This window comes from Caulobacter sp. GSs2 (assembly GCF_058680895.1).
The window spans coordinates 3,822,382-3,842,764 of record NZ_CM178725.1 but is presented as its reverse complement, the minus strand read 5'-3'; the positions used below and the strand labels follow the sequence as shown (position 1 = coordinate 3,842,764).

Here is a 20,383-nt window from a genome sequence, read left to right as displayed (position 1 = left end):
TTGCGTCGCGGATCGGATTTGGCTCTATCGCCCCCATGACCGAACCTCTCCGCCCCCGCATCGGCTGCGGCGCCGCCATCCTCGACGACCAGGGTCGCCTGCTGCTGGTCAAGCGGGTCAAGCCTCCCGAAGCCGCACACTGGGGCGTTCCCGGCGGCAAGCTCGACTGGGGCGAAGCCGCCCGCACCTGCGCCGAACGCGAAATCCTCGAGGAACTGGGGGTTAGAATTGTCGCCGGACCGGTGCTGGCCGTGACCGACATGATCGCCGACGACTATCACTGGGTGGCGATCACCTATCGAACGGAGCGGTTCGAAGGCGAGCCGGTGATCCAGGAAGACCACGCGCTGTCGGAGTGGGGCTGGTTCGCTCTGAACGCCCTGCCCTCGCCACTGACGGCTTCTACGGCCGACGCTATCACGGCGCTGAAAGCCTAACCCCGCGTCCGGTCCACGGTCTCGACCGAAGGACAGGCCCGCAGCGCCGCCGAGATATTGGTCAGGTGCTTGGCGTCGCGCACCTCGACATCGATGTCGGTGTCGAAAAAGTCACTCTGGCGATGGTGCATGCGCAGGTTGACGATATTGCCGCCGGCCTCGCCGATGATCGTGCACACTTGGCCCAGCACGCCCGGCGCGTTCTGGATCGTGGCGTGCAGGCGGGTCAGCGACACCGTCTCGCGCTCAGCCTCGGGCGTCCAGTTCAGGTCGCGCCACAGATCCTCGCGATCCTCGTAGTCGGCCAGCTTGGGGCAATCGATGGTGTGGACGTCCAGCCCCCCATCCTGGCCCGCGTCGCCATCCTCGCGAAGGATGCCGACGATGCGATCGCCCGGCACCGGGCTGCAGCATTGGGCGAAGTGCAGCGAGACGCCAGGCGTCAGCCCGCCGCCGCGCACATAGAGGCGCGCGCCCTTGCCGCCCTCGATCTTGCGACGGGCCGAGGCGGCGGCCATGTCGCTGTCCTTCATGCCCGGAAAAGCGGTTTCCAGAACCTGACTGGGCGAGACCCGGCCACGGCCGACGGCGTCGAACAGAGTCTCGTCGCTGTCCAGCGCAAACCGCTCTAGGATCGGGCGCAGCGAGACGTCCTTCAACTTCTTGCCAGCCCGCTCGAAGATCTGCTCCACTGAGGCCTTGCCCAGGCGCAGGAACTCTTCTTTCTCGGTCTGGCGGATGTGGCGGCGGATCGCCGAGCGCGCGCGGCCGGTCACGGTCAGCGAACGCCAGTCCGGTGGGACCACGGGCTTGGAGCCCCGAATGACCTCAACCACGTCGCCGTTGTTGAGGCCGGTGCGGAGCGGCTTCAGCTCGCCATTGATCTTCACGCCAATGCAGGTGTCGCCGACGCTGGTGTGAACGGCATAGGCAAAGTCGAGCGGCATGGCGCCGCGCGGCAGGCTGACCAGCTTGCCCTTGGGCGTGAACACGAAAACCTGGTCGAGGAACATCTCCAGCTTGGCGTGCTCGACCAGTTCCTCGGCGTCGCCGCCATGCTCCAGCACCTGAACCAGCTGGCGCAGGTTGGCCAGCGGATCGCGACCGCCTGCCGCTTCCATGCCTTCCAGATCGAGACCGTACGAAGCGTCCTTGTAGCGGAAGTGGGCGGCGACGCCCTCTTCGTTGACGCGGTCCATGGCTTCGGTGCGGATCTGCATCTCGATGCGCATGCCGCGCGGCCCCACGACGGTGGTGTGCAGCGAGCGATAATTGTTGCGCTTGGGCGTCGAGATGAAGTCCTTGAAGCGGTCAGGCACGCTGGACCAGGACCGGTGCAGGACGCCCAGCGCGCGATAGCAGTCCTCCTCGCTGTCGACGATCACGCGGAAGGCGTAGATGTCGGACATCTGCGAGAAGCCGATCGATTTGCGCTGCAGCTTGCGCCAGATCGAATAGGGCGACTTTTCCCGACCAAAGACCCGGGCCGGAACGCCCGCGGATTCCAGTCGCGCCGCGATCTCTTGCGAGACCAGCGCCACCGCCCCGCCCTGCTCGGCGCGCAGGGTGTCCAGCCGTCGGATGATCGCATTGCGGGCCACCGGGTTGGTATGCTCGAAGCTGAGTTCCTCCAGCTCCGTACAGATGCGGTGACAGCCGATGTTGCGGGCCAGGGGCGCGTAGATGTCGCGCGTCTCGCGGGCGATGCGCTCGCGCTTGGCCTGGCTTTTGATGAAGTGCAGCGTCCGCATGTTGTGCAGACGATCGGCCAGCTTCACCAGCAGGACGCGAACGTCCTTGCTGATGGCCAGGATGAACTTGCGCAGGTTCTCGGCCTGGCGCGAATGCTCGGCCTGCAGCTCCAGCTTGGAAAGCTTGGTCACGCCCTCGACCAGCTCTGCGATCTCGTCGCCGAACAGACCCGCGATGTCCTCGCGGGTGACGGGCGTGTCCTCAATCACGTCATGCAGCAGAGCCGTGACGATGGTCGCGGTGTCGAGCCGGTACTCGGTCAGAATGCCGGCCACCTCGATGGGGTGGGCATAGTACGGATCGCCGCTGGCCCGGGTCTGACTGCCGTGCATGCGCATGGCGTAGACATAGGCGCGGTTCAGCAGCGCTTCGTCGGCGGTCGGGTCGTAGGAATGGACCCGCTCAATCAGTTCGTACTGGCGAAGAATCTTCTGGCGCGGCTTGGCGGCCGGCGTCGGGATGGCCTGGACCTCGCTGGTCGCCAGAAACGACGACGCGCCCGAGTCCGCCCCAGGCGGGGGAACTTCGGACGCGCGTTCGGATGGAGCGGCGGCAGGCGCCGCTTCAAGAATCAGAGGGTCTGTGCCGTCGGGGCTCAGTACCGTTCCTCTTGACCGCCATCGCGGTCGCTTTGCAGGGCGCGAACCAGTTCCAGTTCGCTCATCTGCATGTGGCTCGGATCCGCCAGCAGGGCCAGGGTCTCGGCTTCTTCTTCGGCTTCGGTGTGCTCATCGACGCGCTGCAGCGTGCTGATCAGCTGTTCCTTGAGGCCTTCGTGATCGACGACGTCGTCGGCGATCTCGCGCAGGGCGACGACCGGGTTCTTGTCGTTGTCACGATCGACCAGCAGGGCGGCGCCGGCCGAGATGCCGCGCGCCCGATGGGCGGACAGCAGAACCAGTGCGAAACGGTTCGGAACCTTCTCGACGCAATCTTCGACGGTGACGCGGGCCATGAATTCCTCGGGCTAGCCGTGATGCTCTGCAAAATAAGGGTTTGAGCGGCGTTACGCAACGCCGCTGAGTCTTTGCCCGTCTTTCGCGAGGGGGCGCTTATGCCCGCTTCGCGCCGGTAAGTCCAGTGCGCGAAGTTCAGGGCCTAGCGTCGCGCCCAATGCTGGCGGCGTCCGCCAGGTGGGCGGCGGTCTCGCCGCTGACGGGATGGCGCCAATCCGGCGCGATCTCGGCCAAGGGACCCATCACGAACAGGCGCTCGTGAGCGCGCGGGTGCGGCGCCATCACGACGTCGGAAATCACCCTGCGACCGTGCGCGATCAGGTCGAGATCCAGAGTCCTGGAAGCATTGAGTTCGCCGCGCGCGCGCCCAAAGCGCGCCTCGATGCGATGCAGGGCTGCGAGAGTCCCCGCCGGATCGAGCGAGGTTTCCACCACCGCTACACCGTTCAGATAGGCAGGCCCGGCAGGATCAGGCCAGGCGGCGGATGTCCACCACGACGAGCGCGCCACCACAGCGAGGCCCTCTGAGGAAAAGGCCTCCAGCGCGGCTTCCAACAAGGCTTCGCGACTCGTGTAGGCTCCCGACAGATTACAGCCGAGCGCCACGATAATGGCCTCGTCCAAGCCATTTTGATCGACCGTATTTTCCAAGGAATTGCCGCTTTGACCTTCTATCCCACAGACCGTTTGGCCCTGTTCATCGACGGGGCCAACCTCTACTCGGCCGCCAAGGCGCTGGGCTTCGACATCGACTACCGCAAGCTGCTCGACGAGTTCAGAAAGCGGGGCGTTCTGATCCGGGCTTATTACTACACCGCCATCAACGAGAATGACGACTATTCGCCGATCCGGCCGCTGGTCGACTGGCTCGACTACAATGGCTTTACCCTGGTCACCAAGCCGGCGCGCGAGTTCACCGACAGCCAGGGCCGCAAGCGCTGGCGTGGCGACATGGACGTCGAGATCGCCGTCGACATGCTGCAGATGGCCGAAACCGCAGACCATCTGGTGCTGTTCTCCGGCGACGGCGACTTCCGCGCCCTGGTCGAGGCCGTGCAGCGCAAGGGTCGCCGGGTGACCGTGGTTTCAACCATGAAGAGCCAGCCGCCAATGACCAGCGACGACCTGCGTCGCCAGGCTGATGACTTCGTCGACCTGAACGACCTGGCCAATATCGTCGGCCGCCCTCAGCGCGCGCCCGCGCCGCGTCCGATGGCCGACGCTCGCACCCAGGCCGAACGCGAGGCGGACGATGAATACTGAGCAGCGTTCCAACATCGCCGGCGAAACAGTCCCCTCGCCCGCCGAGCCGCCGCGCGACTGCCCGCTGTGCCCGCGCCTGGTGGCCTATCGCCGCGAGAACCAGGACCTCTATCCCGACTGGTTCAACGGCCCGGCCCCGTCGTTCGGCGACCGGGACGCGCGACTGCTGGTCGTGGGCCTGGCCCCCGGTCGCAAGGGCGCCAACCGCACCGGGCGGCCCTTCACCGGCGACTATGCCGGGACCCTGCTCTACGACACCCTGATCAAGTTCGGCTTCGCCACCGGCAAGTTCGAGGCGCGACCGGACGACTCCCTCAAGCTGATCGGCAGCGCGGTGACCAACGCCGTCCGCTGCGCCCCGCCCGGCAACAAGCCCGAGACCAGCGAGGAGAACACCTGCCGGCCGTTCCTGACCAAGCGGATCGAGGCGTTCCCGAAGCTCAAGGCCATCGTCACCCTGGGCGACGTGTCGCGGCGCAATGTGCTCAAGGCCCTTGGCCTGAAAGGCTCTGCGGGCATCCCCGGCCACGGCTCGGAGTTTCAGGCCGGCCCCTATCGGGTGTTCAACAGCTATCACTGCTCGCGTCTCAACACGAACACGGGCCGCCTCACCACACCGATGTTCGAGGACCTGTTCGCCCGCGTGAAGGCCTATATCGATGCGGCCGACTAGAGGCGCAGAAATCAGAAGCTCCGCCGCCTAGATCAGGCCGGTTGTCTTCAGGCGCACCCTGGCCAGGATGTCGTCGGCGGTCAGGAACAGGGTGTGGCCGTCTTCGCCGAACGCGCAGTTGGCGACGGGGCGACCCGCGTCGATGACGCCGATCAACTGGCCGGCTGGCGTGATCACCAGCACACCGCCAGGGCCCGTGGCGTAGAGGCGCCCCTCAGTGTCCAGGCACATCCCATCCGGCAGGCCCGCGCCGCCGGCCTTGTGCAGGGCCATGGCGTCGAAGAACAGCTGGCGCTTCACCGGCAGGCCGTCATCGCCAAGGTCATAGGCCATGATCACCGGCCCTTCAGGATCGGACACGGCGACATAGAGCCGCTTCTCATCCGGAGTCAGCGCCAGTCCATTGGGGAAGGTCAGCTTGTCATCGACCACAACGACCGAGCCGTCGGGGCGCCGCAGATAGACGCCGTTGAACGCCATCTCCTTCAGCGGCGAGTCGTTCATGCCCTCAAGGCCGTAGGGCGGATCCGTGAAATAGATCGCGCCGGCCATTGCCCCCGTCTGGACGACAGCCAGATCGTTGGGACTGCTGAATCTCTTGCCCTGATAGCGGTCAAGCAGGATCGTCTTCTGCCTGGTCTTCAGATCGACTCTGGAAATCGCCCGGTTCCCATGGTCGCAGACCAGCAGCGCGCCCGAAGCGTCCAGCGCCAGGCCGTTTGAGCCAGGCTCGCGGAACGCCTTGGTCGGCGGGCCGTCATAGCCCGACGGCTTGAGAAACACGCTCGCGCCGTCCGCTTCGCTCCAGCGATACATCGTGTTGGCCGGTACGTCGGAAAAGACGAGATAGCCGCCATCCCTCACCCAGACCGGCCCTTCAGACCAGACGAAGCCGTCCGCCAATGGCTCGATCCTGGCGTCCAAAGCGATGACAGCATCCAGCGCGGCAGACAGGCGCCGGATGCTTCCGACCGTTGGGCGAGCGGCTTGAGCGGACACGGAAATCCCTCCTGCAAAAACGGCGGCGCTGGCCCCCAGGGTGATGGAACGGCGCGTCGGCGTCATGCGGTTGAGTCCTCATGTTATGACAGCGATGTCATAGCAATAGGCCCCTGCCCTGGCGACCCGCGTTATGCGTCAGGGTCAAAAAAGTCAGCTGCGAACGCGCGGCACCGCGTCCAGCCAACGCGCATAGGCCGCCTCGCGCTGATGCAAGGGCATGGACGGGATCAAACCTTCGGCAGCAGGACGCGCGGCGGCGGCCTCTTCCAGCGAGGCATAGACGCCGGCCCCCAGGCCCGCGAACAGCGCCGCACCCAAGGCGGTGGTTTCCAGATAGCTGGCCCGCTGGACCTGCATGCCCGTCAGGTCCGCGAGCCGCTGCGAGAACCAGGCGCTCTTGGACATGCCCCCGTCGATCCGGAGCTGGGCATCGTCTCCGAAAGCTTCCGGAGCATCGGCGCGCATGGCTTCGATCAGGTCGCGACTCTGCAGGGCGCAGGAATCATAGGTGGCCGCCGCGATCTCCGGCAGGCCTGCGTCCCGCGTCAGTCCGAAGATCGCGCCCCGGGCGCCCGCGTCCCACCAAGGCGCGCCCAGCCCGGTGAAGGCGGGCACCACCACAACGCTGTGGTCGGGCTTGGCCGCTCGCGCCAGCGCCTCGGCGGCGCGCGGACCGCCGGTGATCCCCAGCCCCTCGCCCAGCCACTGGATGGCCGCGCCGGCGACGAAGATGGATCCTTCCAGCGCATAGGTCGTCTTGCCGCCGACCCGCGCCGCGACGGTGGTCAGCAGGCGCGAACGCGACACCGGGCGGGTATCACCGGTGTTGATGAGCATAAAACAGCCGGTGCCGTAGGTGGCCTTCATCTGGCCAGGCCGGATACAGCCCTGCCCCATCAGCGCCGCCTGCTGATCGCCGGCAACGCCCCGGATCGGCACCTCACGGCCCAGAATGTCGACCGTCGTGACGCCATAGTCGTCAGCGCAGTCCAGAACCCTGGGCAGCAGGCTGTCCGGCACGTCGAGAAGGTCGAGCATCGCCGGCGACCACGCCTGGGCCTCGATATCGAACAGCAGGGTGCGCGAAGCGTTCGTGGCGTCCGTGGCGTGGACCTTTCCACCGGTCAACCGCCAGATCACCCAGCTGTCCATGGTGCCACACAGCAGCTCGCCGGCCTCGGCGCGCGCCCGGGCGCCCTGAACGCGGTCGAGGATCCAGGCGATCTTGGCCCCCGAGAAATAGGGGTCCAGCAATAGCCCTGTCACCTGGGAGACCTGCGCCTCGTGGCCCGCCGCGCGCAGCCGGTCGCAGGCGTCGGCCGTGCGCCGGTCCTGCCAGACGATGGCCGGATGGATCGGTCGCCCCGTCGCCTTGTCCCAGACCACCACCGTTTCGCGCTGGTTGGTCACGCCAATGGCGACGACGTCGGCGACATCGCGACCGGACGTCTCCATGGCCTCTCTCATCACAGCCACGCAGGCCGCGAAGATTTCCTCGGCGTCGTGCTCCACCCAGCCGTCGGCAGGGTAGCTCTGACGCAAAGGCCGCGTCGCATCGGCCAGGGCCCCGCCTGTCGCATCGAACAGTATCGCACGGGTGCTGGTTGTGCCCTGATCCAGGGCCAGAATCAGTTGTTCAGCCATGCTCGCGCCTCCCGTCCTCAAGCTTCGCCCGTGACAACTCGCCGCTGTTCTTAATCGACTGTTGGGCAGCCCTGTTTAAGCATGTTTTCATTTGCTGACAGCAAGGTCATCCTCACACAATTCGGGATTCGAGGAGGCTGGTCATCCAAGCCGTCCAAACCGCCAAGCTTCTGACACTGGCGCGCAGCCGCGATCCGGGCGATCGCGAACGGCTGCTCACTGGCATCATTGAACTTTGCGAAGCTGGCCAGTCGGCCGGAGCCCCGACCGATCCCGACATCCAGCGCCTGCTCGACTCCATTTTCATGACTCTGGTCGTCGAAGCCGAGCGCGACATTCGCCAGCGTCTGTCTGAACGCCTGGCCGACGCGCCTTGGGCCCCGTCGGCGCTGATCAACATCCTGGCGCTCGACGAGATCGAGATCGCCCGCCCGATCATCGCCCGCAGTCAGGTGCTGCAGGATCACGACCTGATTCGCCTGATGGTTCAGGCCACCCTGGAGCATCAGATCGAGGTCGCGCGACGCCCGCGCCTGTCGGCTTCTGTGGTCGAAGCCATTCTGGCCCGTGACGAGCACGCTGTCCTGACGGCCCTGGCCAGCAACGACACCGCCGAGCTCTCGCCCGACAGTCTGCGTCGCCTTGTCGGGCGCGCCAAGGACATCGTCGCCCTGCGTTCTCCGCTGGCGCGTCATCCTCTGCTTTCCAGCGAATTGGCTGAACAGCTTTATCTGTGGGTCGGAAGCGCCCTGCGCGACGCCCTTACGAGCCGCTTCCATCTCGATCCCGAAACGATTGCGCTCGCTCTCGACCAAACCCTCCGGGCTGCCCATCGCGGTGACAGCCCGGCCCAGGACGGGGGTATCGAGTCGGACGAAGATCGCGCGGAAATGGAGCGCTCGCTTGTCGAAAAGCTCGACGCTGCCGGGCAACTGCGGCCCGGCTACCTGCTGCGGGTGCTGCGCGAAGGCCGCCTGACGTTGTTTGTTACGGCCCTTGCGCGTCTGGGCCGCTTCGAATCCCCCCAGATCCGCCGCGCCATCGATAGCAATCGCCCAGAACTTCTGGCCCTGGCCTGCTCGGCGGTCGGCATCGATCGCAGCGTGTTTCCGACCATCCTGGAACATGTGCGCCAGCTGAACGGCGGTCGCCCCGGCGGCGGCGACGAGGGCGCCAGACGCGCCGGCAGCGCCTTTGGCCCGTTCACGCCTGACATCGCCGGAATGGCTTTCCGACAGGCCGTCGGCGCCGTTTGACAAGCCGGGAGGCTTCGCGCCTCTTGGGCCCGATGTACCAGCCACAGCCCTTCCTGACTCGCCTGACATTCAAGGCCAGTGATCGCCCCGAAGCCGAGGAGGCGCGAGATCGCCTGATCGCCCGCTATGGCGACGTCGGCGAGGAGTCAGCTCAGGTGATCGTGGCTCTCGGCGGCGACGGCTTCATGCTGGAAACCCTGCACGGCGCCATTGCCAGCCAGACACCGATCTACGGCATGAACCGCGGCTCGGTCGGCTTCCTGATGAACGAATACAGCGAGGACGGCCTGCTGGAGCGGATCAACGCCGCCGAGCGCGCCGTAATCCACCCCCTGGCCATGACCGCAATCGACTCCCATCGTCGCAACCACCGCGCCCTGGCGATCAACGAGGTCTCGCTGCTGCGCCAGACCCGCCAGACGGCCAAGCTGCGCATTTCGATCGACGGCAAGGTGCGGATGAGCGAGCTGGTCTGCGACGGGGCCCTGATCGCCACGCCGGCCGGGTCGACAGCCTATAACCTCTCGGCTCACGGACCGATCATTCCCATCGGCGGTCAGGTCCTGGCGCTCACACCGATCAGCGCCTTCCGTCCCCGGCGTTGGCGTGGGGCCCTACTGCCGCGCTCGGCGCGCATTACCTTCGAGATCATCGAGGCCGACAAGCGCCCGGTCAGCGCCGTCGCTGATAACTTCGAGGTTCGCGACGTGCTCGAAGTCCATATCTCTGAAGACCGCGGCACCAGCCTGGCGATGCTCTTCGACGCCGGTCGCAGCCTTGATGAACGCGTACTCGCAGAACAGTTCTCCGCCTGAGACGTTGCGCCGCAGAGAAACGCAGGTCTCATTCGTTGTTAACGCCTGCTATGATAACGCTCTCGAAATATCCGCCGCCGGGGAGGCAATCTTGACAACTAAGCCCACCGCCGAAGTGATCCAAGTGCCCAACATGCTGAAGCTTAAGGTGGGCGGACGCGGCGGCATCGACATGGCCGCGATCGCCAAGGCCGAGGCTGCTCTCAAGAGCTTGTCCGGCAATTTCGCTCAGTGGCTGCAGGACGAAATCACCAAGCTCGAGGCCGCGCGGCAGGACGTCAAGACGGAAGGCCTGACCGCCGTCACGGTCGAGACCCTGTATCTTCGTGCTCATGACCTGAAGGGTCTGGGCGCCACCTACGAATTCCCGCTGATCACCCGCATGGCCGCCTCGCTGTGCAAGCTGATCGACGAGCCCGAGACGCGGCTGTCCGCGCCGATGTTCCTGGTGGACGCCCATATCGACGCCATCAAGGCGGCGGTGCGCGGCGACATCAAGGTCGACACGCACCCCGTCGGCAAGGCCCTCGCCGAAGAACTCGAAGGCCGGGTTACGGAATATCTGAAGGCCTGAACGCCTCAGATCAGTCCGAACAGCCCCTTCAGATACGGATTGAGCATCCGCCCCTCTGGATCAAGCTCGGCCCGCACCTTCAGGAAATCGTTCCAGCGCGGATACAGCGCCGCCAGATGCTGACCGCGCAGATTGTGCAGCTTGCCCCAGTGCGGCCTGCCGCCATGGCGGCGGAAGATCGGCTCGATCAGATCGTACAGGAACGCGAAGTCATCCTTGTAGTGGGTATGCACGGCGATCGACCCGCGCGGCCCGCCGTGGAATGGCGATAGCCACGCGTCGTCGGCGGCGATACGGCGCACCTCGATCGGGAAGAAGACATCGGGACGCTCCTTCTCGATGGTCGCGACCACCTCTTCCAGAGCCTTGAGCTGAACCTCGACCGGTAGATGGAATTCCATCTCGTTGAAGCGAACAGGCCGCTCGGTGGAAAGGAGCTTCCAGCCTTCATCGACGGCAGTTTCGGGCTTCGCGCCGACCAGCAGCGCCCTGGCCGCCGCCTTGCGCAATGGGCTCGAGAAGCCGAGCAGGTTTCGCATGCCCTTCAGGGCGTCAAGGAATGCGGTGTCCTGATCGGGGCCCCTCGCCTCGGCCGGATCGTCGGTCTCGTCATGGCTGATGCCTACGGCCAGCCCCGTGAACGGCACCGCGTAGAACTCGAAATTGCGATGCGCCGCCCAACGCGACTCCGCCTTGGCCAGGGCGTCGCCAAACGGCTCGATCCAGACGCGGCGACGCACCCGGCGATTGGGAATCGTCTTCAGCCTGACCTGAGAGATCACGCCCAGCGCGCCCAGAGACACCTTGGCGGCCTGGAAGACTTCAGGCTCACGGGTGGCGTCGCAGTCGATCACACGCCCGCTCGGCGTCACCAGGCGCAAGGCCGTGACGTCGCCATGCAGGGCCTGGAGCTTGACGCCCGTGCCATGGGTGCCCGTGGCCAGGGCGCCGGCCAGGGACTGCTTGTTGATATCGGGCAGATTGGCCATGGCCCGCCCCTTGGCCGCCAGGACAGGGCCCAGCGCGCCAAGTCGAGTACCGGCGAGGACCACGGCCTCGTCACCCTCCCAGCCGACCACGCCGGACATGGCGTCCAGTGACACCAGCGCTCCGCTGGTCGGCGCCAGGGCTGTGAAGGAATGCCCTGCCCCCACCGGCCGGATCGGCGCTGCGGCGGTCTTGAGCATCAGGGCCAGTTCGGCTTCGTCCTTCGGCGCGAGGCGAGCCGAGGGATAGGCGGTCTGAACCCCGGACCAGTTGCGCCACAGCAGCTTGCCGTCAGCATTGACAGAGGCTGGAGCCAACGGCTCGGGCTTTTCATGGGTGGCCACCACAAAACCCGCGCCGCCGGTGGCGACCACCGCAACGCCCGTACCGCCCGCGACCAGAGCGCCTCGTCTCGAGATCATGCGTTTCCCCCGCTTAAGCGGGGTCTTCGCGCCCCGCCATGAATCGTATCAGGCCCTGGAAATCAGCCGGCGCGCAAGCCACGCACTGACCTGAAGCCGGCATGGCCTTGAAGCCCTGGATGGTATGGTCAAGCAGCACGGCCTCGCCCTGCTTCCAGCGCGGGTCCCAGGCGGCGCGATCCTGGACCAGCGGCGCGCCCGTTCCCGGCATGGCGTGGCAGGCCTTGCACGACGTCTCGTAGAGCCCCGCCAGCTTGGCGTCGGCCGGCTTTAGCAGCAGAGCCTGCTCCGGCGTCGGGGCCGGCGGAATCGTCTCGCCGCAAGCGGCCAGGGACAGGGCCGCGAGCATCAGGAACCATGCGGGGCGCATCAGGCGTCGATCCCGTGCAGTCGCTTGGCGGCCGTAACGGTGTTGGCCAGCAGGCAGGCGATGGTCATGGGGCCCACCCCGCCCGGCACCGGTGTGACGGCGCCAGCCACCGCCTTGACCTCGTCGAAAGCGACATCGCCGACCAGCCGGGTCTTGCCCGCAGCGGCCGCGACCGGATCACGCGACGGAAAGCGGCTGATGCCGACATCGATGACCACCGCGCCCGGCTTGATCCAGTCCCCCTTGACCATCTCGGCGCGCCCCACAGCGGCCACGACGATATCGGCCTGACGCACGATGCCGGGCAGATCCACGCTGCGCGAATGGGCGATGGTGACGGTGCAGTCGGCGGCCAGCAGCATCTGGGCCATCGGCTTGCCCATCAGGTTGGACCGGCCAATCACGACCGCCGACTTGCCGCGCAGATCACCCAGCACATCCTTCAGCAACATCATGCACCCCAGCGGGGTGCAGGGCGTTAGGGCCGGGAGGCCGCTGGCCAGACGACCGGCATTGGTGACGGTAAGGCCATCGACGTCCTTGTCAGGCGAGATCGCCGCGACGATATCGGCCTGCTTGAGGTGATCGGGCACTGGAAACTGTACGAGAATACCGTGGATCGCCGGATCGGCGTTCAGCTTGCCGACCAGGGCCAGAAGCGCGTCCTGGCTGACATCGGCCGGCAGACGGTGGGTCTCCGAATACATGCCCGCCGCAAGGGTTTGCTCGCCCTTGTTGCGGACATAGACCTGGCTCGCGGGATCCTCGCCCACCAGAACCACGGCCAGGCCGGGCGTGACGCCGTGATCGGCCTTCAAAGCCTTCACATCCTCGGCCACCCGCTCGCGCAGATCGGCCGCGAAGGCCTTGCCATCAATGATCCTGGCCTCAGACATGGGCGCCTCCCGGATCCTTTAGCCTTGGCTAAAGGCTCCAAACCAAACATGCGGAGCGTGGCAGGCGCCGAAACCGCTCACACTTTCGGCTGCCACGCTCCAGTTCGCCGTGCCTAGCCGGTCATTTTGATGGGCGCAACGCTGGCGTGGCGACCGCACAATCATGTTAGACGCACAAGCATGGCGTCCACGTCTTCAACCTACAGAGCCGACGTCGTCCTGGTGGGCGGCGGATTGGCCAATGGCCTGATCGCGCTGCGCCTGAGGGCTCTGCGCCCTGACCTGCGCGTGATCCTGCTGGAGCGCGACAAGCGAATCGGCGGCGAGCACACCTGGTGTCACTTTGAGACTGATGTCAGCCCCGCGATCGGTGGCTGGCTGCGGCCGCTGGTCGTGCATCGCTGGTCGGGTTACGAGGTTCGTTTTCCAGCCCATCGGCGCGCCCTGGACACGGCCTATCTGGCCATTACCTCTCAGCGCCTCCACGAGGCAGTCTCGACTGCCCTAGGCGGCGACGTCTGGCTGGGCGCAACGGTCTCGGATGTATCGCCCCATCAGGTCACCCTGTCGGACGGTCGCCGCATCACCGCAGCCACCGTCATCGACGGGCGCGGTCCGCGCCGCAGTCGCAGTCTTGTGCTGGGATGGCAGAAGTTCCTGGGCCAGGGCGTACGCCTGTCAAAGCCCCATGGCTTGACGCGCCCTATCGTCATGGACGCCACCGTGCCGCAACTGGACGGCTATCGTTTCCTCTATGTGCTGCCGCTCGACTCCACCCGCCTGTTGATCGAGGACACCCGATACAGCGACGGTGACGCCCTCGATCATGCCGATGTTCGCGCCGACATAGCTGCCTATGCCGCCCAGCAGGGCTGGACCATCGCCAAGGTCGAGCGCGAGGAACATGGCGTCTTGCCCATCGCCCTGGCGGGCGACATCGACGCCTATTGGCGCGAGGCCCGCGCCCAGGTCGCGGAGGTGGGTCTGCGCGCTGCGCTCTTCCAGCCGACCACGGGCTATTCCCTGCCCGACGCCGCCAGGCTGGCGGAACAGATCGCCGCCCTGCCCCACATCACCAGCGCCCACGTCCGCACCTGCGCCGAGGCCCACTCCAAAGCGGCCTGGCGCCGCCGACGGTTCTTCCGTCTGCTCAATCGCATGCTGTTCAGGGCCTGCGCGCCCGACCAGCGCTACAAAGTTCTGGAGCGTTTCTACCGTCTGGGCGCCCCGTTGATTCAGCGCTTCTATGCAGCGCGCCTGACTCCTTTTGATCAGGCCCGCGTCCTGATGGGCAAACCGCCCGTACCTATCGTCGCCGCCCTGGGGTATCTGGGCGAGAGCTCAGTGATTGAGGACAAAGCATGAGTGTTCCAAAGCCGCGCGCGGCCGTTATCGGCTCCGGCTTCGGCGGTCTGTCCCTGGCCATCCGCCTGCAGTCCTCCGGCTTCGACGTCACCGTGATCGAAGGTCGCGACAAGCCCGGCGGCCGCGCCTACGTCTGGGAGGACGAGGGTTTTATCTTCGACGCCGGCCCGACCGTGATCACCGATCCCGACTGCCTCAAGGAGCTGTTCACGATCAGCGGTCGCAAGATCGAGGACTATGTCGAGCTGCTGCCGGTCAACCCGTTCTACCGGCTGGTCTGGGAAGACGGCGACGTGTTCGACTACGTCAACGACCAGGCCGAGCTGGACCGCCAGATCGCCGCCCGCAATCCGGCCGATGTCGAGGGCTATCGCAAGTTCCACGCCTATTCCGAGGAGCTCTATCAAAAGGGCTATGTCGAGCTGGGCGCCGTGCCGTTCCTCGACATCCGCAGCATGATCTCGTCGGCCCCGGCCCTGATGAAGCTGCAGGCCTGGCGCAGCGTCTATGACAAGGTCTCGTCGTTCGTGAAGGACGAGCATGTCCGCCAGGCTCTGTCGTTCCACAGCCTCCTGGTCGGCGGCAGCCCCTTCGCCACCTCGTCGATCTATGCCCTGATCCACGCGCTCGAGCGTCGCGGCGGCGTCTGGTTTCCGCGCGGCGGCACCGGCGCACTGATCCGTGGTCTGGTGCGTCTGCTGGAAGACCTGGGCGGCACGATCCGGCTCAACGCGCCCGTCCAGAAAATCACGACCCGCGACGGCCGCGTCACCGGGATCATCAATTCCGGCGGCGACTTCGAAGCCTTTGACACCGTCGCTTCGAATGCCGACGTGATGCACACCTATCGCGACCTGCTGGTCGATGATCCGCGCGGCAAGAAGGTCGGCAAGGCGCTGGAGAGCAAGCGCTGGAGCCCCTCGCTGTTCGTGATCTATTTCGGGCTCAAGGCCGAGCATCCCGAGATCCGCCATCACACGATCTGCTTTGGTCCGCGCTATCGGGAGCTGATCGGCGACATCTATAACAAGGACGCCCTGTCCGACGATTTCTCGCTCTATCTGCATTCGCCGTGCGCCACCGATCCCGGCATGGCCCCGCCCGGCTGCAGCAGCTTCTACGTCCTGTCGGTGGTGCCCAATCTGGAGACCGCCGAGATCGACTGGTCCAAGGAAGGGCCCGCCTATCGCGACCGGATCCTGAAGTATCTGGAGGATCGCTACATCCCCAATCTGTCCCGCGATCTGGTGACCAGCCGGATCTTCACGCCGGACGATTTCACGACCGAGCTCAACGCGTGGAACGGCGCAGCCTTCTCGCTGGAGCCGTTGCTGACCCAGAGCGCCTTCTTCCGCACCCACAACCGCGACGACGTCATTCCCAACCTCTATTTCGTCGGGGCCGGCACCCATCCGGGCGCGGGCATTCCCGGCGTCGTAGGCTCGGCCAAGGCCACGGCCGGGCTGATGATCGACGACTTCGCGACTCAAGCCGCGTGAGCGATCTAGAGGCCCAGAGCCGCGAGGCGATCCAGAAGGGCAGCAAGAGCTTCGCCGCCGCCGCCGCCCTGTTCGACCCCGAAACCCGGGCCGACGCCGAGATGCTCTACGCCTGGTGTCGGCACTGCGACGACGTGATCGACGGCCAGACCCTGGGTCACGGCATGAGCCCGGTCGAGGACGCTCCGGCGCGCCTCGCCGCCCTGTACGCCCAGACCCGCGCCGCCCTGGCCGGTGAGCCGCCCAGCGATCCGCAGTTCGCCGCTTTCCAGACCGTGGCCCGGCGCCGCCAGATCCCCGAGCGCTTCGCGCTCGACATGATCGACGGCTTCGCCATGGACGTCGAAGGCCGGCGCTATCAGACGCTGGACGAGCTGCTCGACTATTGCTGGGGCGTGGCTGGCGTGGTCGGCACGATGATGGCCCTGGTCATGGGCACGAAGCCCGACGCGCTGTCGACCTTGCGCCGCGCCCAGGATCTGGGCCTGGCGTTCCAGCTGACCAATATCGCCCGCGACATCGTCGAGGACGCCCGCAACGACCGGATCTATGTGCCGCGCGCCTGGCTGGCGGAGCTGGGCATACCCGAGACAGCCGTGGCAGATCCCGCCCACCGCGCTGCGGTCGCGGTGATGGCCAGGCGCCTCGTCGACGCCGCCGAGCCCTATTACGCCTCGGCCCGCTGGGGTCTGCGCGACCTGCCGGTCCGCTGCGCCTGGGCCATCGCGGCGGCGCGGGGCGTCTATCGGCAGATCGGGCTGGACGTGGTCAAGGTCGGCGACAAGGCCTGGGATGAACGCGTTGTGGTCAGCGGCCGGATGAAGGCCTGGCGGGCGCTGGAAGGCGGCGTCATCGCCCTGCGTTCGGCCCTGTTTGATCGACTGATCCAGCCGCCGGCGCGGCCCGACATGTGGACGAAGATCTAGGCCTCGACACCGCGCGACTTCAACTGCGCCTTCAGCTCCCGCACAGGCTTGGCCCACAGGAAGCCGAACGACACCGCGCCCTCCTTGGTGTGGACGGCGTGATGGATGCGATGCGCCTGGATGGCTCGCTTCCAGAAGGCTGACTTGCCGAACGGCGTCTTGAAGCGCCGGTGGACCATGCCGTCGTGGAAGATGAAATACATGAAGCCGTAGGCGGTGATCCCGAGACCCACCGGCAGCAGCCACGGCGTGCCGTGCACCCCGAAATAGATCGCCACGATGGCCGGGGCGGCGAAGACCACCGCGAACAGGTCGTTGAGCTCGAACAGGCCTTCGCGCGGCTCGTGGTGCGACTTGTGCCAAACCCACATGAAGCCGTGCATCACATAGCGATGCGTGACCCAGGCAAAGCCCTCCATGAAGGCGAAGGCCGCCAGGAACAGCAGGATATCGAACGCCAGGGTCGTCATCACGGGTCCTATCGACGCGACAGTCGCGCCAGGGTCTGGGCCAGCGCCAGACCGGCCAGGCCGGCGGCGGTCAGCACGCCCCAAGCCTTATACACCTGCGACACTGACGCGTCGCGCCACAGGACGCCTTGATAGGCGTCAATCACCCAGGCATGCGGCGTGAACCAGCCGACGGTCTGCAGCCAGGCCGGCATCAGGAAGCGCGGCACCATGCTGCCGCCGATCGCGGCCAACACCAGGATCACGAAGGTCGACAGCATCTGGGCCTGTTCGCGCGTCCGGCAGATCGAGACCAGCCCCAGGGCCAGTCCCGCCGCGCAGACCGAGGCCGCCAGGGTGGTCGGCAGCCAGAGGCCGAAATGCTCGACCACGGCCACGCCATAGACGATCTGGGCGGTCGCGAAGATGGCGACGGCCTGGACGATGCCTTGCCCGACCAGGAAGACGAACTTTCCGGTCACCACCGGCCCCATGCCCGCGACGCCGGCCAGCAGCCGGTCGGCGACGCCGGTGCGGCGCTCTTCCATCAGGCCCAGCGCCCCCTGCATGGCCGAGAACAGGGCGAACAGGATCATCACCGCCCCGGCGTAATAGGCGATGGTCGCGCCGCCCTTCCTGGCGCCCAGCAGGTCCTCGCGGTCGAACAGGTCGCCGCCGGTGACCGCGGGCGGTTTGGCCTTCAGCGCGGCGGCGGCGGCGTCGAGGCGCGCGGTCTGGGCCGGCGTTAAGCCCCCCAGAGCGGGGGTCAGTTGGTCGACGCTGCGGCGCAGGGCGGCGTCCGGCGCGGCGCGAGCCATGGCCAGTTGCACCCGGGCCTGGGTCAGGGGCGCGGCCACGGCGCGGCCGGGATCGGCAATGATCAGGAACGGCCGGCCCGGCGCGGCGGGATCGGCGCGGATCACGAGACCAACATCAGCCTGGCCGGATTTCACCAGCGCCCGCACGGCCTCGACCGTGGCGGGTGTCGTGGCCTCGGCGCGGATCTCGGAGCTGGCCAGCAGGGCTCCGGCCACCCGGCCAGAGGTCTCGGTGCGCGCCAAATCGACCATAGCCAGCTTGGGCTTGATGTCCTCGCCGGTCGCCCCGGCGAACACAGAGCTGAAAATCAGGAACACCAGCGGCGGCAGCAGGAAGGTCATGACCAGGGCCGCGCGGTCGCGCCACAGCTCCAGCGCCATGACCCGCACCATGGCCAGCGTCATCTCAAGGCGGATCATGCGGCCAGCTTCCGCTCAGCCACCAGGCTGAACAGGTTCTGCAGCGACGGCTCGCGGACCCGGATCTCGCGCGGGACCAGCCCGGCCTTGCGCAGCCGCTTGTCCAGCCGGCCGGCGGCGGCGTAGCCGTCGACATCCAGGCGGGTCCACAGCCTGGCGCGATGGGCGGTCCTGGCCAGGCCAGCCGCGATCAGCAGCGCCTCGCCGGCGGCGTCGGGCTCGCCCGAAAGCTCGACCAGCACCTCCATCTGGGCACCGAAGGCCTCGGCGATCAGGGTCCGGGGCTGGCCTTCCAGCACCAGGGAGCCTTCGCGCAGGAAGCCGACGCGATCGGCCAGGGCGCCGGCCTGTTCCAGGTCGTGGGTGGTCAGCAGCACCGCCACGCCCAGGTCGCGCAGGCCGCGGATCACCGCGTCCAGCGCCTCGCGGGCGTCGATGTCGACGCCGACCGTGGGCTCGTCGAGGATCAGCAGGGCCGGCTGATGGACGATGGCGGCGGCGATATTGGCGCGGCGCTGATAGCCGCCCGACAGGTGGCGCACCGGCACATGGGCGCGGTCGACGGTGCGGGTCAGTTCCATGGCCCGCTGCACGGCGGCCGGGATGGTCCGGCGCGGCGCCTGGGCCAGGCTTGCGAACGCCGCCAGGTTTTCGGCCACGGTCAGGTGGGCGTAGAGGGCGATCTCCTGCGGCACCAGGCCCAGACTGGCCCGCGCCGCGCTGACCCGCGCCGGGTCCTGGCCGTTGAGCCGAACCTCGCCGCCGTCGGGGCGAAAGCGGCCGCAGATGCTCTTGATCAGGGTCGTCTTGCCGGCCCCGTTGGGACCCAGCAAGGCGTAGATCTCGCCGGGCTCCAGGGTCAGGTCGACGCCCCGAAGCACGGTCCTGTCGCCGTAGGCGTGGGTCACGCCCGACACCGTCAGAATGGAAGACACGGTCAAGCCGCCGCCTTGCGTCCGGCGAAGAGGCGGCCGACATAGCCGGCCACGAGGTCGCAGCCGCCGACAGCGTCCAGCGCCGCCCGGCCCGCCGCGAGGTGGGCCTCCATCGCGTCCCGCGCGCCGGCAATCCCCAGCAGCGAGACGGCCGTGGTCATCTCGGCGTCCTTGCCCACGTCCTTGCGCCTTCGACCGAGCCCTCGGCGTCGATCAGGTCGTCGCGGATCTGAAAGGCCATGCCCATGCGCCGGCCAAATTCGCCCACCGCAGCGACGGCTTCGTCGGGGGCTCCGGCGATCCGGGCGCCCGACTGGGCGGCGGCCATGATCAGCACGCCGGTCTTTTCGTGGTTCAGGCGGTCGAGCGCCGGAAGGTCGCGCAGCTGGTCGCGATCGAACAGGTCCCGCGCCTGACCGGCGATCAGACCCGAAAAGCCGACCGAGCCGGCGATGCGCCCGGCGATCTCGGCCCGCAGCGCGGTGTCCAGCCGTGCATCGGCGGCGACCACGGCATAGGCCTGGTTCAGCAGGCCGACCCCCGCCAGCACGGCGGTGGCCTCGTCGAAGGCGCGGTGGATGGTCGGCAGGCCCCGGCGCAGACCGGCGTCGTCCATGGCCGGCAGATCATCCAGAATCAGCGACGCGGCATGCACCATCTCGAAGGCGCAGGCCGTATCCAGCGCCGCGCCCTCGTCCGCGCCGAACTGGGCGGCGGACAGCAGGGTCAGCATCGGCCGGAAGCGCTTTCCGGGCGCCAGCAAGGCATAGCGCACGGCCTCGACCAGGCGATCCGGCGCCGCGCCGAGCCTTGGCGCGAGCTCGCCCAGGCGGCGATCGACACCGGCCCGCAGGGTCTCAAGGCGCTGAAGATAGGCGGCGTTATCGTCCATAGGCGGGTCGCTGCCGTCACAGTCACCCCATT

General features: G+C 67.1%; 22 protein-coding genes. 9 read left to right on the top strand and 13 right to left on the bottom strand.

What is annotated here, in order from left to right; genetic code table 11:
• Nucleotides 1-35 precede the first annotated feature (35 nt).
• Nucleotides 36-437, top strand: a complete 402-nt coding sequence (locus ACW17Z_RS18625; protein WP_492057080.1) for an NUDIX domain-containing protein — start codon at nucleotides 36-38, stop codon at nucleotides 435-437.
• On the opposite strand, the gene ACW17Z_RS18620 is transcribed toward ACW17Z_RS18625, so the two are convergent.
• The 3 genes from ACW17Z_RS18620 to folK all read right to left on the bottom strand — a co-directional run bounded on the left by ACW17Z_RS18620 (nucleotide 434) and on the right by folK (nucleotide 3,796).
• Nucleotides 434-2,527 (bottom strand): RelA/SpoT family protein, encoded by a 2,094-nt coding sequence (locus ACW17Z_RS18620; protein WP_492057079.1) that lies wholly within the window; start codon nucleotides 2,525-2,527, stop codon nucleotides 434-436. The two genes, ACW17Z_RS18625 and ACW17Z_RS18620, sit on opposite strands and share 4 nt — an antisense overlap.
• 257 nt (nucleotides 2,528-2,784) lie before the next feature.
• Nucleotides 2,785-3,144, bottom strand: coding sequence for a DNA-directed RNA polymerase subunit omega (rpoZ, locus tag ACW17Z_RS18615; RefSeq protein ID WP_035049486.1), 360 nt, complete (start codon nucleotides 3,142-3,144; stop codon nucleotides 2,785-2,787).
• 136 nt (nucleotides 3,145-3,280) lie between these two features.
• Nucleotides 3,281-3,796, bottom strand: a complete 516-nt coding sequence (folK, locus tag ACW17Z_RS18610; protein ID WP_492057078.1) for a 2-amino-4-hydroxy-6-hydroxymethyldihydropteridine diphosphokinase — start codon at nucleotides 3,794-3,796, stop codon at nucleotides 3,281-3,283.
• Between the two features lie 12 nt (nucleotides 3,797-3,808).
• Between folK and ACW17Z_RS18605 the strand changes: the two genes are divergently transcribed.
• Both ACW17Z_RS18605 and ACW17Z_RS18600 read left to right on the top strand, forming a co-directional pair.
• A complete protein-coding gene (locus ACW17Z_RS18605; protein WP_492057077.1) occupies nucleotides 3,809-4,408 on the top strand; it encodes a LabA-like NYN domain-containing protein in 600 nt (199 codons plus the stop codon).
• Nucleotides 4,398-5,081: a uracil-DNA glycosylase gene (locus ACW17Z_RS18600; protein ID WP_492057076.1), complete on the top strand. Its 684-nt coding sequence runs from the start codon at nucleotides 4,398-4,400 to the stop codon at nucleotides 5,079-5,081. Before ACW17Z_RS18605 ends, ACW17Z_RS18600 begins: the two co-directional genes overlap by 11 nt.
• A 27-nt stretch (nucleotides 5,082-5,108) precedes the next feature.
• On the opposite strand, the gene ACW17Z_RS18595 is transcribed toward ACW17Z_RS18600, so the two are convergent.
• On the bottom strand, nucleotides 5,109-6,080 hold the full coding sequence (locus ACW17Z_RS18595; RefSeq protein WP_492057075.1) for an SMP-30/gluconolactonase/LRE family protein: 972 nt from the start codon (nucleotides 6,078-6,080) through the stop codon (nucleotides 5,109-5,111).
• A gap of 153 nt (nucleotides 6,081-6,233) precedes the next feature.
• Entirely contained in the window at nucleotides 6,234-7,727 is a 1,494-nt protein-coding gene (glpK, locus tag ACW17Z_RS18590; protein WP_492057074.1) for a glycerol kinase GlpK, read from the bottom strand.
• Between the two features lie 170 nt (nucleotides 7,728-7,897).
• On the opposite strand from glpK, the gene ACW17Z_RS18585 reads away from it, so the two are divergent.
• The 3 genes from ACW17Z_RS18585 (at nucleotide 7,898) to ACW17Z_RS18575 (ending at nucleotide 10,372) form a co-directional block, all read left to right on the top strand.
• Nucleotides 7,898-8,983 (top strand): DUF2336 domain-containing protein, encoded by a 1,086-nt coding sequence (locus tag ACW17Z_RS18585; protein WP_492058559.1) that lies wholly within the window; start codon nucleotides 7,898-7,900, stop codon nucleotides 8,981-8,983.
• A 32-nt stretch (nucleotides 8,984-9,015) separates the two neighbouring features.
• Nucleotides 9,016-9,798, top strand: coding sequence for an NAD kinase (locus ACW17Z_RS18580; protein WP_419321141.1), 783 nt, complete (start codon nucleotides 9,016-9,018; stop codon nucleotides 9,796-9,798).
• Nucleotides 9,799-9,889: 91 nt separating this feature from the next.
• The gene (locus tag ACW17Z_RS18575; RefSeq protein WP_492057073.1) at nucleotides 9,890-10,372 is read left to right on the top strand and encodes an Hpt domain-containing protein; all 483 of its coding nucleotides are present in this window, start codon (nucleotides 9,890-9,892) and stop codon (nucleotides 10,370-10,372) included.
• Nucleotides 10,373-10,377: 5 nt separating this feature from the next.
• Here ACW17Z_RS18575 and ACW17Z_RS18570 read toward each other — a convergent pair whose 3' ends face one another.
• The 3 genes from ACW17Z_RS18570 to folD are packed head-to-tail and all read right to left on the bottom strand — an operon-like array spanning nucleotide 10,378 to nucleotide 13,047.
• The gene (locus ACW17Z_RS18570; protein WP_492057072.1) at nucleotides 10,378-11,781 is read right to left on the bottom strand and encodes a D-arabinono-1,4-lactone oxidase; all 1,404 of its coding nucleotides are present in this window, start codon (nucleotides 11,779-11,781) and stop codon (nucleotides 10,378-10,380) included.
• 13 nt (nucleotides 11,782-11,794) lie between these two features.
• Complete coding sequence (locus tag ACW17Z_RS18565) at nucleotides 11,795-12,151, bottom strand: c-type cytochrome (protein WP_492057070.1); 357 nt, start codon at nucleotides 12,149-12,151, stop codon at nucleotides 11,795-11,797.
• The gene (gene folD / locus ACW17Z_RS18560) at nucleotides 12,151-13,047 is read right to left on the bottom strand and encodes a bifunctional methylenetetrahydrofolate dehydrogenase/methenyltetrahydrofolate cyclohydrolase FolD (RefSeq protein ID WP_419251689.1); all 897 of its coding nucleotides are present in this window, start codon (nucleotides 13,045-13,047) and stop codon (nucleotides 12,151-12,153) included. The genes ACW17Z_RS18565 and folD overlap by 1 nt, the downstream gene beginning before the upstream one ends.
• A gap of 180 nt (nucleotides 13,048-13,227) precedes the next feature.
• Between folD and crtY the strand changes: the two genes are divergently transcribed.
• Genes crtY through ACW17Z_RS18545 form a run of 3 tightly spaced genes read left to right on the top strand, consistent with a single transcriptional unit; the run spans nucleotide 13,228 to nucleotide 16,837 of the window.
• On the top strand, nucleotides 13,228-14,412 hold the full coding sequence (gene crtY, locus ACW17Z_RS18555) for a lycopene beta-cyclase CrtY (protein WP_492057069.1): 1,185 nt from the start codon (nucleotides 13,228-13,230) through the stop codon (nucleotides 14,410-14,412).
• On the top strand, nucleotides 14,409-15,911 hold the full coding sequence (locus tag ACW17Z_RS18550; RefSeq protein ID WP_492057068.1) for a phytoene desaturase: 1,503 nt from the start codon (nucleotides 14,409-14,411) through the stop codon (nucleotides 15,909-15,911). The genes crtY and ACW17Z_RS18550 overlap by 4 nt, the downstream gene beginning before the upstream one ends.
• Nucleotides 15,908-16,837: a phytoene/squalene synthase family protein gene (locus ACW17Z_RS18545; RefSeq protein WP_492057067.1), complete on the top strand. Its 930-nt coding sequence runs from the start codon at nucleotides 15,908-15,910 to the stop codon at nucleotides 16,835-16,837. Before ACW17Z_RS18550 ends, ACW17Z_RS18545 begins: the two co-directional genes overlap by 4 nt.
• On the opposite strand, the gene ACW17Z_RS18540 is transcribed toward ACW17Z_RS18545, so the two are convergent.
• Genes ACW17Z_RS18540 through ACW17Z_RS18520 form a run of 5 tightly spaced genes read right to left on the bottom strand, consistent with a single transcriptional unit; the run spans nucleotide 16,834 to nucleotide 20,351 of the window.
• Nucleotides 16,834-17,307, bottom strand: coding sequence for a sterol desaturase family protein (locus ACW17Z_RS18540; protein ID WP_492057066.1), 474 nt, complete (start codon nucleotides 17,305-17,307; stop codon nucleotides 16,834-16,836). The two genes, ACW17Z_RS18545 and ACW17Z_RS18540, sit on opposite strands and share 4 nt — an antisense overlap.
• Nucleotides 17,308-17,315: 8 nt before the next feature.
• Nucleotides 17,316-18,524, bottom strand: a complete 1,209-nt coding sequence (locus tag ACW17Z_RS18535; protein WP_492057065.1) for an ABC transporter permease — start codon at nucleotides 18,522-18,524, stop codon at nucleotides 17,316-17,318.
• Nucleotides 18,521-19,459, bottom strand: coding sequence for an ABC transporter ATP-binding protein (locus ACW17Z_RS18530; protein ID WP_492058558.1), 939 nt, complete (start codon nucleotides 19,457-19,459; stop codon nucleotides 18,521-18,523). The genes ACW17Z_RS18535 and ACW17Z_RS18530 overlap by 4 nt, the downstream gene beginning before the upstream one ends.
• Before the next feature lie 2 nt (nucleotides 19,460-19,461).
• The gene (locus tag ACW17Z_RS18525) at nucleotides 19,462-19,620 is read right to left on the bottom strand and encodes a hypothetical protein (RefSeq protein ID WP_492057064.1); all 159 of its coding nucleotides are present in this window, start codon (nucleotides 19,618-19,620) and stop codon (nucleotides 19,462-19,464) included.
• Nucleotides 19,617-20,351, bottom strand: coding sequence for a polyprenyl synthetase family protein (locus tag ACW17Z_RS18520; RefSeq protein WP_492057063.1), 735 nt, complete (start codon nucleotides 20,349-20,351; stop codon nucleotides 19,617-19,619). The genes ACW17Z_RS18525 and ACW17Z_RS18520 overlap by 4 nt, the downstream gene beginning before the upstream one ends.
• Nucleotides 20,352-20,383: the final 32 nt, after the last annotated feature.

What these genes read in the sequence shown, in the direction of transcription:
- ACW17Z_RS18625 (WP_492057080.1), top strand. Translation starts at nt 36, where the DNA reads ATGACCGAACCTCTCCGCCCCCGCATCGGCTGCGGCGCCGCCATCCTC.
- ACW17Z_RS18620 (WP_492057079.1), bottom strand. Translation starts at nt 2,527, where the DNA reads ATGCGCATGCACGGCAGTCAGACCCGGGCCAGCGGCGATCCGTACTAT.
- rpoZ (WP_035049486.1), bottom strand. Translation starts at nt 3,144, where the DNA reads ATGGCCCGCGTCACCGTCGAAGATTGCGTCGAGAAGGTTCCGAACCGT.
- ACW17Z_RS18600 (WP_492057076.1), top strand. Translation starts at nt 4,398, where the DNA reads ATGAATACTGAGCAGCGTTCCAACATCGCCGGCGAAACAGTCCCCTCG.
- glpK (WP_492057074.1), bottom strand. Translation starts at nt 7,727, where the DNA reads ATGGCTGAACAACTGATTCTGGCCCTGGATCAGGGCACAACCAGCACC.
- ACW17Z_RS18580 (WP_419321141.1), top strand. Translation starts at nt 9,016, where the DNA reads ATGTACCAGCCACAGCCCTTCCTGACTCGCCTGACATTCAAGGCCAGT.
- ACW17Z_RS18570 (WP_492057072.1), bottom strand. Translation starts at nt 11,781, where the DNA reads ATGATCTCGAGACGAGGCGCTCTGGTCGCGGGCGGTACGGGCGTTGCG.
- ACW17Z_RS18565 (WP_492057070.1), bottom strand. Translation starts at nt 12,151, where the DNA reads ATGCGCCCCGCATGGTTCCTGATGCTCGCGGCCCTGTCCCTGGCCGCT.
- folD (WP_419251689.1), bottom strand. Translation starts at nt 13,047, where the DNA reads ATGTCTGAGGCCAGGATCATTGATGGCAAGGCCTTCGCGGCCGATCTG.
- crtY (WP_492057069.1), top strand. Translation starts at nt 13,228, where the DNA reads ATGGCGTCCACGTCTTCAACCTACAGAGCCGACGTCGTCCTGGTGGGC.
- ACW17Z_RS18550 (WP_492057068.1), top strand. Translation starts at nt 14,409, where the DNA reads ATGAGTGTTCCAAAGCCGCGCGCGGCCGTTATCGGCTCCGGCTTCGGC.
- ACW17Z_RS18540 (WP_492057066.1), bottom strand. Translation starts at nt 17,307, where the DNA reads ATGACGACCCTGGCGTTCGATATCCTGCTGTTCCTGGCGGCCTTCGCC.
- ACW17Z_RS18535 (WP_492057065.1), bottom strand. Translation starts at nt 18,524, where the DNA reads ATGATCCGCCTTGAGATGACGCTGGCCATGGTGCGGGTCATGGCGCTG.
- ACW17Z_RS18525 (WP_492057064.1), bottom strand. Translation starts at nt 19,620, where the DNA reads ATGACCACGGCCGTCTCGCTGCTGGGGATTGCCGGCGCGCGGGACGCG.
- ACW17Z_RS18520 (WP_492057063.1), bottom strand. Translation starts at nt 20,351, where the DNA reads ATGGACGATAACGCCGCCTATCTTCAGCGCCTTGAGACCCTGCGGGCC.